The organism is Streptococcus mitis, assembly GCF_000960005.1.
GTDB classification, from domain to species: Bacteria; Bacillota; Bacilli; order Lactobacillales; family Streptococcaceae; genus Streptococcus; species Streptococcus mitis_CK.
The window spans coordinates 1,001,022-1,016,232 of sequence record NZ_JYGP01000002.1 but is presented as its reverse complement, the minus strand read 5'-3'; the positions used below and the strand labels follow the sequence as shown (position 1 = coordinate 1,016,232).

The 15,211-nt window shown below is 38.3% G+C and carries 11 protein-coding genes; 10 read left to right on the top strand and 1 reads right to left on the bottom strand.

The annotated features are described in order from the left end of the window. Positions 1–228: 228 nt before the first annotated feature. The gene (locus TZ90_RS06320) at positions 229–777 is read right to left on the bottom strand and encodes an NADPH-dependent FMN reductase (protein ID WP_045612068.1); all 549 of its coding nucleotides are present in this window, start codon (positions 775–777) and stop codon (positions 229–231) included. Between the two features lie 420 nt (positions 778–1,197). On the opposite strand from TZ90_RS06320, the gene TZ90_RS06315 reads away from it, so the two are divergent. The 10 genes from TZ90_RS06315 to TZ90_RS06270 all read left to right on the top strand — a co-directional run bounded on the left by TZ90_RS06315 (position 1,198) and on the right by TZ90_RS06270 (position 15,171). Further along, positions 1,198–2,394, top strand: coding sequence for an MFS transporter (locus tag TZ90_RS06315; protein WP_000908496.1), 1,197 nt, complete (start codon positions 1,198–1,200; stop codon positions 2,392–2,394). 186 nt (positions 2,395–2,580) lie between these two features. After that, the gene (locus TZ90_RS06310; protein WP_000747248.1) at positions 2,581–3,069 is read left to right on the top strand and encodes a cell wall elongation regulator TseB-like domain-containing protein; all 489 of its coding nucleotides are present in this window, start codon (positions 2,581–2,583) and stop codon (positions 3,067–3,069) included. Continuing rightward, entirely contained in the window at positions 3,066–4,253 is a 1,188-nt protein-coding gene (locus tag TZ90_RS06305) for a pyridoxal phosphate-dependent aminotransferase (protein ID WP_045612065.1), read from the top strand. Before TZ90_RS06310 ends, TZ90_RS06305 begins: the two co-directional genes overlap by 4 nt. Then, on the top strand, positions 4,246–4,611 hold the full coding sequence (locus TZ90_RS10270; RefSeq protein ID WP_000565230.1) for a VOC family protein: 366 nt from the start codon (positions 4,246–4,248) through the stop codon (positions 4,609–4,611). Before TZ90_RS06305 ends, TZ90_RS10270 begins: the two co-directional genes overlap by 8 nt. A gap of 18 nt (positions 4,612–4,629) precedes the next feature. Then, positions 4,630–5,973, top strand: coding sequence for an asparagine--tRNA ligase (gene asnS / locus TZ90_RS06295; RefSeq protein WP_000167160.1), 1,344 nt, complete (start codon positions 4,630–4,632; stop codon positions 5,971–5,973). 253 nt (positions 5,974–6,226) lie between these two features. Further along, entirely contained in the window at positions 6,227–13,261 is a 7,035-nt protein-coding gene (locus TZ90_RS06290) for a Rib/alpha-like domain-containing protein (protein WP_045612063.1), read from the top strand. A gap of 163 nt (positions 13,262–13,424) precedes the next feature. Beyond that, positions 13,425–13,715 (top strand): 30S ribosomal protein S6, encoded by a 291-nt coding sequence (gene rpsF, locus TZ90_RS06285; protein ID WP_045612061.1) that lies wholly within the window; start codon positions 13,425–13,427, stop codon positions 13,713–13,715. Between the two features lie 11 nt (positions 13,716–13,726). Beyond that, positions 13,727–14,197: a single-stranded DNA-binding protein SsbA gene (gene ssbA, locus TZ90_RS06280; protein ID WP_000609606.1), complete on the top strand. Its 471-nt coding sequence runs from the start codon at positions 13,727–13,729 to the stop codon at positions 14,195–14,197. A gap of 31 nt (positions 14,198–14,228) precedes the next feature. Continuing rightward, positions 14,229–14,468: a 30S ribosomal protein S18 gene (gene rpsR / locus TZ90_RS06275; protein WP_000068664.1), complete on the top strand. Its 240-nt coding sequence runs from the start codon at positions 14,229–14,231 to the stop codon at positions 14,466–14,468. 199 nt (positions 14,469–14,667) lie between these two features. Continuing rightward, positions 14,668–15,171, top strand: coding sequence for a GNAT family N-acetyltransferase (locus TZ90_RS06270; RefSeq protein WP_045612060.1), 504 nt, complete (start codon positions 14,668–14,670; stop codon positions 15,169–15,171). Positions 15,172–15,211 lie beyond the last annotated feature (40 nt).

The following is a 15,211-nucleotide window of genomic DNA, read 5'->3' as shown; positions in this document are numbered from 1 at the left end:
AAGCAGTCACTAATTTCTCGAAAGAAGATGATAAGTGATAGATCTCGAATGAAAGAATATTCTTAGAATGATTTTCCTATGATGGAAAAGACTGCTAAAAACCTTGAGTGGTAACGCTCAAGGTTTTTTTGGATGAGTGATGTTTGTCTGAAAATCTTGATTGAGTCTAAAAATGCCACCCTATTAGGTGGCGATCATTGATTTAGACTTTTAAAAATTCTTTATTTTTTACTGAATTGCTGCGAGCAAGTCTTGAGCTTGTTTCTCAAGTGAGTTTAGGATTGTTTCTTCTAGAACTAATTTTCCGTCTGCCCAGGCAGAGTCGTTGACACGTGCAGCAGTGAAATCACCAACGACTTGTGTACGGATAAATGGCAAGAGGTCTTTATAGATAGCGAAAAGTTGATCGTGACCTGCATTGGCTACAGATGATACGGTGACAAACTTGTCTTGAAGAGCAGAAGCGCCACGTGTATCAGATAAGTCAAGGGCACGAGATAGCCAGTCAAGCAAGTTTTTCACTGTTCCAGGGATAGAGAAGTTGTAGACTGGAGAGAAGATCCAGATGGCATCCGCAGCGAGAACCGCTTCGCGAGCAGCCACTACAGCTGGATGTGTTGGAACTTCCAAATCTTGGCTGAAGAGAGGAAGGGCTGAATAATCAAGGTAGCTAACTTCCGCTTTACCAGCAAGTGCTTTCTCAGCTTCGAGAGCCATTTGGTGGTTGAAAGAACCTTGACGTAGGGATCCGACGATAAATAATACTTTTTTAGACATGATGTGTCTCCTTTTTCTTAAAATTTCGAGAATTGCCTCGTTGTTATAAAATATATTACAACAAAAGAAAAGGACTTGCAAGAAATTTGCTTAGAGTTTATTTGAAAATTATAAAATTGCTGAAACTCTAGTCAGTTGCGACTGGAAAAGTAAGAACTGTTCGTTTTGAATCCTGGTTTGAATTTGATTTTCGAAGAGTATTCCTATATTCTCTTGTAATATGATGATATAAGTGCTAAAATAAACAAGAAAACTCGCAATAGAAACTACAGAACAGTTTTTCCGGTATCATTTCATAAACAATTAAACGAAAATAATGGCATTTTAAGAATGCTTCTAAAAGGGGTGGAGATCATGTAAGGCATAGATTAACAAGTGACGGACAAAATAAATAATAATACACTTGTTAAAGGAGAAAAGATGTTAATAAGAAATTATCGGAAAAATATTGGCCTGATGGCCGGAGTTGAGTTTTTTGCATTTCTAGGGATTACCAGTTTTTGGATTCTCTTTCTCAGTCAAAACGGAATGTCTCTTTGGCAGATTGGACTTTTGGAAAGTATTTTTCATACGACCAGTCTTCTCTGTGAAATTCCATCTGGTATGTTAGCTGACCGCTATTCCTATAAGACCAACCTTTATTTAAGTCGTATAGCAGGAATTGTGTCTTCTATTCTCATGTTGGCTGGGCAAGGAAATTTTTGGATTTATGCACTAGCTATGGCGATAAATGCCTTGTCTTATAATTTTGATTCAGGCACAAGCGCAGCAATGGTTTATGATTCAGCCGTGGAAGCTGGACTGAAGAAGCGTTACTTATCTATTTCAAGTTTTATGTCAGGAGTAGCAGAAGGAACTCGGTCTTTGGGGACAGTGTTGGCGGGATTTTTTGTCCATGGTCAATTGCACCTGACCTACTATATCATGATTGCCACTTCTATCATAGTTCTTTTCCTGATTTGGATGCTGAAAGAACCCAGTGTTAAGGTAGAAAAAACTGATAGTGTGACCATGAAACAGATTATTTGGACTGTTAAGGAAGAGTTGGAGCGAAATCCCATGCTCTTCAACTGGATGATTTTGTCTCAGATTGTTGGAACGCTCATGTGCATGTTTTATTTTTACTATCAAAATCAGTTACCAGATTTAAGTAGTTGGCAAATTTCAGCAGTTATGCTACTTGGAAGTCTCTTGAATATCCTTGCAGTCTATCTAGCGAGTAAGATTGGAAAGAAATATGCCGCCTTGAAGATTTTCCCTATTCTCGTCCTGCTGACTGGAGTTACCTACCTGCTGTCCTACTTTGGAACACCTCTAATCTATATTTTGGTTTATTTGATTAGTAATGCTCTATATGCTCTTTTTCAGCCGATTTTTGACAATGATTTGCAAGAGCGGCTCCCAAGTGAAGTAAGGGCAACCATGCTAAGTGTCTACTCTATGATGTTTAGCCTAAGTATGATTGTGTTCTTCCCGCTGACAGGGTGGTTGATTGACAATTTAGGCTTTGTAGTAGCATTTCTTTATCTAGGCTTCTTTTTAGTCATGATTAGCCTTCTACTGCCTATATTTTTAGGAAAAATGGCTAAAAGAATGGATGATAAAATGATTCCATAGATTAAAAGAATTTTTGAAAACTTGAGTGTCAAGCTCAGGTTTTTTAATAGGTTGATTTTGGAGCTGTCTTTCATTTTTTTGCTCGGTTTTAACTAAGAAAAATCGGTTTACTTTGAAGGCAGAAATAAAATGCGATTGTTCCTATATTCACTTGTAATAAAGCCCAATAGATGGTAAAATAGACGAGTGAAAAAAAGACAAAACAAAGCAAAAAATAATCTACTGTGGCAGTATGGTCTAGGGATGACGATTTTGTTTGTGGTTATCAGTGCTTCCTTTCTGTATCTGGTTTCTCTCGGTATGAAACCCTATCAAACAGCTAAAAGTGAAGGAGAAAAATTAGCTCAGCAGTATGCAGGATTAGAGCAGGCTGATCAGGTTGATTTATACAATGGCTTGGAATCTTACTACAGTGTTCTTGGTCATAATAAACAGCAAGAAGCGCTTGCTGTTCTGATTGGAAAAGATGACCATAAGATTTACGTTTATCAGCTAAATCAGGGTATTTCACAAGAAAAAGCAGAAGCTGTTTCGAAGGAAAAAGGAGCTGGCGAGATTGACAAGATTACCTTTGGCCGTTATCAAGACAAGCCAATCTGGGAAGTTAAGTCAGGATCTGATTTTTATCTAGTAGATTTTGAAACAGGAGCATTGCTCAATAAGGAGGGCTTATGAAACTATCCAAGCGTGTTTTAGAAATGGAAGAAAGTGTTACTTTAGCTAGTGATGCGAGAGCAAAAAAATTAAAAGCTCAAGGTAAGGATGTCCTTTTCTTGACCTTGGGGCAACCAGATTTTCACACTCCTGAAAATATTCAGGATGCAGCAGTTAAAGCTATTCGAGAAGGACAGGCTTCCTTCTATACAGTAGCTTCAGGTCTACCAGAATTAAAAGCTGCGGTGAATACCTACTTCGAGCGCTACTATGGCTATTCTGTCGCAAGTAACGAGGTTACCTTTGCTACAGGTGCCAAGTTCTCCCTCTATACTTTCTTTATGGCTGTAATCAATCCTTTAGATGAGGTTATTATTCCAACTCCATACTGGGTTAGTTATGGAGATCAGGTCAAGATGGCAGAAGGGATTCCAGTCTTTGTTCAAGCTAAAGAAGACAATGATTTTAAAGTCACAGTGGATCAACTAGAACTAGTTAGGACAGATAAGACAAAGGTTTTGGTTCTCAATTCACCATCTAATCCGACTGGTATGATCTATACTCGTGAAGAATTACTAGCTATCGGAAATTGGGCAGTTGAGCATGACATTCTGATTTTAGCAGATGATATATACGGTCGCCTTGTTTATAATGGAAATGAATTTGTTCCAATCTCAAGTCTATCAGAAGCAATTCGTAAGCAAACTATTGTTATCAACGGTGTATCTAAAGCCTATGCCATGACGGGTTGGCGAGTTGGTTATGCGGTAGGTAATCCTGAAATCATTGCAGCAATGAGTAAATTGACGGGACAAACAACTTCAAATTTGACATCTGTTTCTCAATATGCGGCTATTGAAGCCTTAACAGGACCACAGGAGTCTGTTGATATCATGCGTCAGGCTTTTGAGGAGCGTCTCAATACCATTTATCCGCTATTATGTGAGGTCCCAGGTTTTGAAGTCGTTAAACCACAAGGAGCTTTCTATCTCTTCCCAAATGTAAAAAAAGCCATGGAGATGAAAGGTTATACAGATGTGACTGACTTTACAACAGCTATTCTTGAGGAAGTTGGTTTGGCACTCATAACAGGAGCTGGCTTTGGAGCGCCAGAAAATGTCCGCCTCAGCTATGCGACAGACCTAGACACGCTTAAAGAAGCAGTTAAACGTTTGAAAGCATTTATGGGTAGTGAGAATGATTGATCATTTTGAAATTAAGGTAAAGGATTTACAAATTTCAGAAGGATTTTATAGGAGTTTTCTCGCCCCTTTGGGCTATAAATTGGCTTTTAAAACTACTTCTCTAATCAGTTTTCTTGCCCCAAATAGCCCTCATCCTGGTGGTGACTTTTGGTTAGCTCAGGGGACGCAAAATCCTATTCACTTTGCTTTCTTAGCAGAAAATAAGGAAGAGGTTCAAGCTTGTTATGAGGCTGGCTTAGAGGCAGGTGGGCTAGACAATGGTGCTCCTGGTTATCGCAGTGAGCATCCGATTTATTATGCTGCTTTTATGATTGATCCAGATGGGAACAATATAGAGGTGGTTTGCCATAAAGAATAAAAAAGAAAAGGAAAAATAATGACAAAACGTGTAACGATTATTGATGTAAAAGACTATGTTGGTCAGGAAGTGACGATTGGCGCTTGGGTTGCCAACAAATCAGGAAAAGGTAAAATTGCTTTCTTGCAATTGCGTGATGGAACTGCCTTCTTCCAAGGTGTTGCCTTTAAACCAAACTTTGTAGAAAAATTTGGTGAAGAAGTAGGACTTGAGAAGTTTGATGTTATCAAACGCTTGAGCCAAGAAACTTCTGTTTATGTGACAGGGATTGTCAAAGAAGACGAACGTTCTAAGTTTGGCTATGAGTTGGACATTACAGACATCGAAGTAATCGGTGAATCTCAAGACTACCCAATTACACCAAAAGAACACGGGACAGACTTCTTGATGGACAACCGTCACTTGTGGCTCCGTTCTCGTAAGCAAGTAGCGGTGATGCAAATTCGTAACGCTATCATCTACGCAACTTATGAGTTCTTCGACAAGAACGGCTTCATGAAGTTTGATAGCCCAATTTTGTCAGGAAATGCTGCAGAAGATTCAACTGAACTCTTTGAAACGGACTACTTCGGAACGCCAGCCTACTTGAGCCAGTCAGGTCAGCTTTACCTAGAAGCAGGTGCTATGGCTCTTGGTCGTGTATTTGACTTTGGTCCCGTATTCCGTGCTGAAAAATCAAAAACACGTCGTCACTTGACTGAGTTCTGGATGATGGACGCAGAGTACTCATACTTGACACATGATGAGTCGCTTGACTTGCAAGAAGCTTATGTGAAAGCTCTTCTACAAGGTGTTCTTGATCGTGCGCCTCAAGCCTTGGAAACATTGGAACGTGATACAGAACTCTTGAAACGCTACATTGCAGAGCCATTCAAACGCATCACTTACGATCAAGCTATTGACCTCTTGCAAGAGCATGAGAATGATGAAGATGCTGACTACGAACATCTTGAGCATGGTGATGACTTTGGTTCACCACATGAAACGTGGATTTCAAACCACTTTGGTGTGCCAACATTTGTCATGAACTATCCAGCAGCCATCAAGGCCTTCTACATGAAACCAGTTCCTGGAAATCCAGAGCGCGTGCTTTGTGCAGACTTGCTTGCACCAGAAGGTTATGGAGAAATCATCGGTGGGTCTATGCGTGAGGAAGACTACGATGCATTAGTTGCTAAGATGGATGAACTTGGCATGGATCGTACAGAATATGAATTCTACCTTGACCTTCGTAAATACGGTACAGTTCCACACGGTGGATTTGGTATCGGTATCGAACGTATGGTAACCTTTGCAGCAGGAACAAAACACATCCGTGAAGCTATTCCATTCCCACGTATGTTGCATCGTATTAAACCGTAAAAATAAAATAAAAAAGTTATTATAATAAAAGAAGGTGAAATCCCTTCTTTTTTTAACTTTGGGTACAAAAATAATGTAGGAAAATACCAAGATAGAGCTCTTATTGATTGACTATCTGCTGAAAAATATGATATAATAAGAGTAATGGATATCGTATTGAGACTATTTTAAGGTTTCCTTCCCTACTTAAAAACGAAATTTAAAATACCTCGACCATATTCTAATTTAACATATAAATAAAAAAGGAGAAACCATGTATTCAAGAATGGAAAAAAATCACGGACAAAAAGTCCAGCGCTTTTCAATCCGTAAGTATAGTTTTGGTGCGGCATCAGTAGCTGTTGCAGCTTACATGATGTTTGGTGGAGCAGCAACTGTTCAGGCGGATGCTCAAGTTACACCAAAGACTGCATCTGATTCACAAAAAGCTCCAGATGCCGGCAATCAAGCAGATTCAACCAAGCCTCTAGCTTCAAATGAAACTGCTACACCAAATGTGGCAACACCAACAGCTGAGCAACCAATTGCTCCAGTTGCAGAAAAACCTTCAGCACCAGCTGAAACACCAAAAGTGGAAGAAGCACCAACTACAAAGGCTGATACAAGCAAATTGGAAGCAGCTATTGCACGTATGGAAGCAGCCCTTGCCAAAGCAGGCCTCACTGAAAAAACTGCCTCAGCTATTGAATCAGCAAAAGCAGAACTTGCTAAGGCTCAAGCCCTTTTGTCAAACGATAAAGCGTCACAAAAAGAAGTTGATTTTTCAACAAGTTCATTGAAAAACAGAGCTTTCGTTCTTGAAAGTATGCCAAAAGCAACTGCAGACAAGAAGGAAGAAAAAGAAAATAAAAACCAAGATTCACGTAATGGAAAAGCTATTCCAGGACAAGGTGAAAGTGGATTTAGAGATGGAGCTGCAACAGCTAATCCAATTATTCCTGCTACTGAAGGACCAACAAACAACAATAAATTAGGTTCAGGAAACAACCCAGCTGATGGTGTATTTGAAAGTGCAAAAAATCAATTTGGTGATATTGATTTTGCTAATGCTACAGAAAAAAGTAAAGAAGTTAAAAAACAATGGTCAAGATCCACTGCATCTCAAGGTGGGAATACTGAAATTTTAGGTAGTTTAACTTATAACTGGAAAGAAAAAGAAATTACTGCAGCAGAAGCTAACGATAATAATGCCTTGAATGGTTGGAAAATTGAAAGTGGAGAAAAAGTAACTGCAGTTAAACCTGAAGCACCAACTAATGTTTCAGCTAATCGTCCCGCAGGTTTCGATCCTAAACCATCGAAAGTATATGATTTAGATGGGAAAGTTCCTCAAAGAGATAATGAAGTTGAATCACCAGGACACCCACTTGGTGTAAATGCTGCTAACCAAAATTATGCAAATGGTGTGAACTACTCAGGTATGGTAGGAACTCATGATTTACCAAAAGGATATTATCTAGAATTAGGAAAACAAGGTACAAAAATTTCGAAAGAGTACGCAGTAAATGGAAATTCTAGAGTAATGCTAAGTGCTATCACAGGTGGTGCTTATGGTAATGCCGGAACTGCCGGAACAGGTGAAAAAGTAAAAATTACTGTTAAAGACGACAAAGGAAATGTAATTGCTAGCATCAGAGATGACCGTACGATTGGTGAAAAATTCGAAGAATCACATATTTCTGAACCTGCTGGTGATGGAGGAAATGGTGACGGTTGGTCTGAATACCGTGCTATCTATGAAATTCCAAAAGATGTCACAAAAATTAAAGTTGAAATTGAAGCTTTAAATGACGGTACAGCGATTAACAATTCATATTTACAAGGAACAAATAGTAAGGTTACAGATGGTTACTTCGTTGGTGCTGTTAACTTGGCTGTTGGTACTGGTGTAGAAATGACTACCAATGTTAAAAGTAACAAGAAGGAAGACAAGTTCGGAGAAGATAATCTGTATAAATCAAAACAAACAGGTGAATTCGAATTTACGGTAAACAGTGTTGGTGGAACTCGTCTATACGGATCTGCAGAAACAGAAATCGAAGTTCCTAAAGGGGTAGATCTTCCAAATAATATTACCAATCCAACAGGATGGGTTTGGTTTGGAGATACACCGGTTGCTCCTAATAATATACAATGGGATCCAGCAACTAGAAAATTAAGATTAAAATATAATACATCAAAATCTAATAACGGCGACGCTCCATATATTGGTGTAGGTTCTAATGGTGGCAAGAATGATGGAGTACGTAAATTCAGAGTGCCATTTACAACCGCTGACGATTATAAAGGTACTGCAACATTTAAAGTAAGAACTTATTTACCAAATGGTATGAGAGACGGAGAAGATAATGTTGCGTTAAATACAGGCGATGTTTCTAATGCTAATGGTAAATATCATCCAGTAGTAAATGGTGTAAGAAATACTGACCAACCAGACTACTACTACAATAAAACTATTTATATTGATACAGTGAAGCCACAAGCTCCAACAGTAGAAGCAGTACATACAGATAGTGTTGCTGGAGAAAAAACTGATAAGAACCAACCAACAGAATTATTAATTTCTGTACCTGCAGAAAAAGATCCTAACTTAACAGATGAATCTAGAGAAAAACAAGATATTGTAGCTAACGATAAAAATAATGGAACTACTCGTAATGCTGATACGGAAGTAGACAATATTAAAAAAGCTATCGGTGGATTAACTTCAATGAAAGTTACTTTACCAAATAGTAAAACACCAATTACATTAACGAAAAAAGAAGACGGTTGGTATAATGGTGAAACAAAAGTTGAAGTACGTGATGGTAAATTAGTTGTACCAGTTCCTGCGGGTACTGATTTAACAGAGGCAAATGAAACAACTAACCCTGATAAACGTATTAAAGTTACAGTCTTGGATAAAGCAGGAAACGAATCAACTCCAGCTTATGGAGATGTTATCAATAATGCTCCAACTGTAGAAACTAAGAAAAAAGATATCTATGTTTATAAAACTCCAGCAGATAAAAAGTTAACGGCTGATGAAGTACTTAAAAAATCAGAGGCAACAGCAACTGACTTAGAAGATGATCGTGATGGTGTTGATTCTACTAAACCAACGATTGCTGTAAGTAATGACGGTGGTTTAGATTCAACAAAACCAGGAGATTATACAGTAAGAGTTCAAGCTACAGATAGTGAAGGTGAAAAATCTAATATTGATACTACAACAGTTCACGTATTAGATTTAATTACAGTAGATCCAACAGTAACAGCTGACCCAACAAATCCAAGTACAACAGCTCCAGTATCTCCAAAAACAGCTGATACACCAGTTAAACTAGGAGATGAAAATTATGGTAAATACCCAGCTGGGGTAACACGTGATGACTTAGTTAAAGAAGTGACACGTACGGTTAAATTTATCAATGTTAATGATAAAGATAATCCAAACGCTCAACCTATCGACCCAGAAACTGCTCCAGATAGAGAACAAAAAGTTACTTACAAACGTACAGCAACTGTAAACCCAGAAACAGGTGAAGTAACATACTCTGATTGGACTGTTTATGAAGGAGCAGAAATATCAGATGCTTCAGCAGAAGATGGAAAAGGTAAATTCAATGAAGTTACTTCTCCAGTAATTGAAAACTACTTACAAGTAGAGCCTGCTGATAAAACTATCGCAGAAAAAGAAGCTCCAACACCATCTAAAACAGGTGAAGTTACTAATGAAGTAGTAAAAGTTCTTTATAAAGAAATTGGATCATTTACACCTGAGTATCCAGCTGGTAAGAAACCACAAGATGCACCAGATACAATTAAATATCCTAACAATCCAAATGATCCAACAAAACCTGGTGATTTCAGTAAGGTAGTTATTCCTTATGTAGATGGATATGTTCCAAAATATAATGGAGTAGAATTAACACCAGTTGATCCTGCAGATCCATCTAAAGGATACAAAGTTCCAGATAACTTTGACCCAACTGATAAATTCGGTAAGACTCCAATTCAATATGCACCTGGAATTCAAAAAGCTACAGTTAACTTTGTTTCTGTAGATGCAGCTGGTAAAGAAACACCATTAGATGAGAAGTTTAATATTACTGATCTTTCAGGTAAAGCTGGAACACAAATTCCAGAAGATAAAATCCAAGCTCGTCTTGATGTGTTAAAATCAATGGGTTACACAGTTAAAGAAAATCCATTCGATCAAGATCCAACATTTGATTCTGATTCAGATAAAGATCAAAACTTTACAATTAAATTAACTCCAAAAGTTTCAACACCAACTCTTGTTTACGTTGTGGAAGGTGATAAACCAACAGCAGAAAAACTAAAAAATGCGGTTACTACAGAAGGAAATGACAAAACTGTAGATGAAACTAAGATTCCTGAAACAAAAGGAAAAGTTGGAGATGATACATTAACTGCACCAGTAACAGTAACATACGGTTCAGGTGATAATAAACGTGAAGAAACTGTTAATGTACCAGTGAAAGTTGTTCAAGGATATCCACAAATCGTACCAGTAGATCCAAAAACTGCTCCAAAAGCAGAAGATAGCATTGACCCATCTGATTATCCAGAAGGTGCGAAATTCACTTATGAAAAAGAACCTGATACATCATCAACTGGAGATAAAGAAGTTAAGGTTATCGTAACGGATAAAAATGGTAACGAATTAGTAAAAGTACCAGCAACAGTACGTGTAGTTGACTCTTACAAACAATATGTACCAGTAAATACTGATCCAACTAAAGTTGTACCTGCAGAAAATATTAATCCAGAAGACTTCCCAGAAGGAACTACATTTGAGTACAAAGATAAAGATAATAATCCAGTGGATACAAAAACACCAGGAGATAAAGATGTTGTTGTTGTAGCAAAACTTAACGGTGAACCAATTGCAGAAATTCCAGCGAAAGTTACTGTAGTAGGTCCTAAGACTCAATATGTAGTAGCAAATCCTGATAATACTCAACCAACACCAGCGGATAGCCTTGTAGATAAAGATAAGTATGGTTTCCCTGATAATGCTACTTTTGAATATAAAGAGAAAGTAGATACAACAACACCAGATACAGATGAACAAAAAGATGGAAAAGATGTAACTGTAGTTGTTAAAGATGCTGATGGTGATACAATCGTAGAAGTACCTGCGAAAGTTAAAGTGGTACAAGGAAATCCACAAATTATCCCTGTAGATCAAGGACAACCACTTGCAGAAAACAGCATTAACAAAGGTGATTATCCAGAAGGTGCTACATTCGAATACGAAAAAGTAGATGGAAAAGATCCGGTTAATATTTCGGAAGCTGGGGATAATCCAGTAACAGTTGTAGTTAAGGACAAAGATGGTAATGTATTAGTTAAAGTACCAACAACAGTGCGTGTCGTAGATGCTTACAGACAATATGTACCAGTAAATACTGATCCAACTAAAGTGGTGCCTGCAGAAAATATTGTCCCAACTGACTTCCCAGAAGGAACAACATTTGAATATAAAACTCCAGTTGACACATCAAAACCAGGAGATAAAGATGTTGTAGTTGTAGCAAAACTAAATGGTGAACCAATTGCAGAAATCCCAGCGAAAGTTACTGTAGTAGGACCTAAGACTCAGTATGTAGCAGTAGGAAACGAACCAGATGTAAATAAATCTGTAGATCCATCAGTATTCCCTAAAGAAGCAGAAGCAAAACCTGAATATAAAGAAAAAGATATTTCTAAAACACCAGGTGAAAAAGATGTAACTGTAGTTGTTAAAGATAAAGATGGAGATACAATCGTAGAAGTACCTGCGAAAGTTAAAGTGGTACAAGGAAATCCACAAATTATTCCTGTTGATCAAGGTCAACCACTTGCAGAAAATAGCATTAACAAAGGTGATTATCCAGAGGGAGCAACTTTCGAATACGAAAAAGTTGACGGAAAAGATCCGGTAAATATTTCAGAAGCTGGAGATTACCCAGTAAACGTGATCGTTAAGGATAAAGATGGTAATAAACTTGTAACAGTACCAACAACAGTACGTGTAGTTGATGCATATAGACAATATGTACCAGTAGATACAGATCCTAAGAAAGTAATTCCTGCAGAAAATATTGTCCCAACTGACTTCCCAGACGGAACAACATTTGAGTATAAAACTCCAGTTGACACATCAACACCAGGAGATAAAGATGTTGTTGTTGTAGCAAAACTAAATGGTGAACCAATTGCAGAAATCCCAGCGAAAGTTACTGTAGTAGGACCTAAGACTCAATACGTAGCAGCAAATCCTGAGAATACTCAACCAGATGTGAATAAATCTGTAGATCCATCTGTTTTCCCTAAAGAAGCAAAAGCAAAAGTTGGGTACAAAGAAGATGTTGACACTAAAACACCAGGAATTAAAGATGTAACAGTAGTTGTTAAAGATGAAGATGGAGATTCAATCGTAGAAGTACCTGCGAAAGTTATTGTAGTTCAAGGTAAAGAGCAAGAAGTTACAGTGAATCCAGATAAAGCTCCAGAAGCAAAAGATAATATTAATCCTAAAGACTTCCCAGAAGGGGCAACATTTACATTCAAAGAACAACCTGATACAAAAACACCAGGTAAGAAGAATGTAATTGTAGTTGTTAAGGATAAAGATGGTAATCTATTAGTTGAAGTTCCAGCAGTTGTAAATGTGGTAGAACGTAAAGAAGAGCCACAAACACCAAAAGAAACTGTTACAGCAACACCAATCGTGGTTGAAGTAGGAACACCAATCACTAAAGAAGATGTGAAAGGTCATGTTAAATTACCAAAAGATGCTGAAATTATCGAAGTTGGGGAAATCCCTACAACTGAAACACCAGGAGTGAAACCAAGTGTTAAAGTGAAGGTGAAACTACCAACAGGAGAAATTGTAGTAGTAGACGTCCCAGTAACGGTAATTCCTAAACGCATTCCAGAAACTAATCCATATAATGGAGATGGATATAACGGTGGTGGAAATGGTGGTAACAACTACAGACCAACTCCTACTCCACAAAATGTTCCGTCAAGACCAACTGCTCCTGATCAACCTGTAACTCCTACGGAACCAGGACAGCCAGCAACACCAAATCAAACTCAACCAGCGGCACCAGCTCAAGCAGATGCAACAGTAGCAACTGACACAGCTGCTAAACCAGCAACACCTAAATATGTTGATGGTCAAAAAGAATTGCCTAACACAGGTACAGAAGCTAACGCTAGTCTTGCAGCGCTTGGACTTCTTGGAGCCCTAGGTGGATTTGGACTTCTTTCTCGCAAGAAAAAAGAAGACTAAAAACTTATAGTTTTTAAGAAGATGATTCGTCATCTTCTTTTTTTATTTCGGTGTTTTTACTTGCGTAAAAAAATATTTTCTAGTATAATAGTTTATTGTGAGCGAACCTCACTTACCCCTTGCAAAGTCTTGGGGTCATTAGACCAAAAGGAGGAACATATCAATGGCTAAATACGAAATTCTTTATATCATTCGTCCAAACATTGAAGAAGAAGCTAAAAACGCTTTGGTAGCACGTTTTGACTCTATTTTGACTGACAACGGTGCAACTGTTGTTGAATCAAAATCTTGGGAAAAACGTCGTCTTGCATACGAAATCAAAGATTTCCGTGAAGGACTTTACCACATCGTTAACGTTGAAGCAAGCGACGACGCAGCTCTTAAAGAGTTTGACCGTCTTTCAAAAATCAACGCTGACATTCTTCGTCACATGATCGTCAAAACTGACGCGTAAGAAGGTAAACTATGATTAACAATGTTGTACTTGTAGGGCGTATGACACGTGACGCTGAGTTGCGTTATACCCCGTCAAATGTAGCAGTTGCGACTTTTACTCTTGCAGTAAACCGTACATTTAAGAGTCAAAATGGCGAACGTGAGGCTGATTTTATCAATGTCGTTATGTGGCGCCAACAGGCTGAAAACCTTGCTAACTGGGCTAAAAAAGGCTCACTTATCGGGGTGACAGGTCGTATCCAGACTCGTAGTTACGATAACCAGCAAGGACAACGTGTCTACGTGACAGAGGTCGTGGCTGAGAATTTCCAAATGTTGGAAAGCCGTAGTGTGCGTGAGGGTCACACAGGTGGAGCTTACTCTGCACCAACTGCAAACTATTCAGCACCTACAAATTCAGTACCAGACTTTTCACGTGATGAAAATCCATTTGGAGCAACAAATCCGTTGGATATTTCAGATGATGATTTACCATTCTAATGGACAACTAAAATTATAAAGGAGAAAAAACATGGCTCAACAACGTCGTGGCGGATTCAAACGCCGTAAAAAAGTTGATTACATCGCAGCAAACAAAATTGAATATGTTGATTACAAAGATACTGAGCTTCTTAGCCGTTTCGTTTCAGAACGTGGGAAAATCCTTCCTCGTCGTGTAACAGGAACTTCAGCTAAAAACCAACGTAAAGTAACAACAGCTATCAAACGCGCTCGCGTAATGGCTTTGATGCCTTTCGTAAACGAAGATTAAAGAAAAGACCCGGTTGGGTCTTTTTTTCACGAGCCTTGAAATGATAGAGCGAGTTTGGGTCCAGTGGATCTCTTTTTCATGAGCTTGAAAACAAGAAAGCGAATTAAGACCCGGTTGGGTCTTTTTTCACGAGATAGTTTTTTTCTGACCTTGGCGTGCTATAATAGTAATAGAAAGAGTAAAGGTGGGTAAGTCAAAGATGAATTGTACGATTAGAAATATGATTAAGTCTGATATTGAATCCTTATCTCATGGATTTATGAATCAAGGTTGGCCTGGTAGAGAGGAAATTTTGGCTAGATATTTTCTGGAACAGGAAAGTGGGGAGAGAGAAGTCTTAGTTGCAGAGATTGATGGTGCTGTAGCGGGCTACGTTACCATTTTGCCCTCTGCTAAACATGGTCCTTTTGCAGAAGTCTATCCAGAATTATCAGATTTTAATGTGTTTGAGCCTTTTCGAAATCAAGGGATTGGGAATCAACTGCTAGAAGAAGCAGAAAAACGAGTCAAGTTTGTTTCGAGTAAGGTCACTCTTGGTGTAGGTTTGCACTTAGGCTATGGCCCTGCCCAGAGATTGTATATCAGACGGGGCTACATTCCAGATGGGACAGGTGTGTGGTATAGAAATAAACCGCTAGAAATGGGTGCAAGTTGTCAAAATGATAATGATTTAGTTTTATACTTATCCAAGGACTTACAATAAAACGGGAAACTTTTTGAAAATAGGGGATTTAGCTACTTTA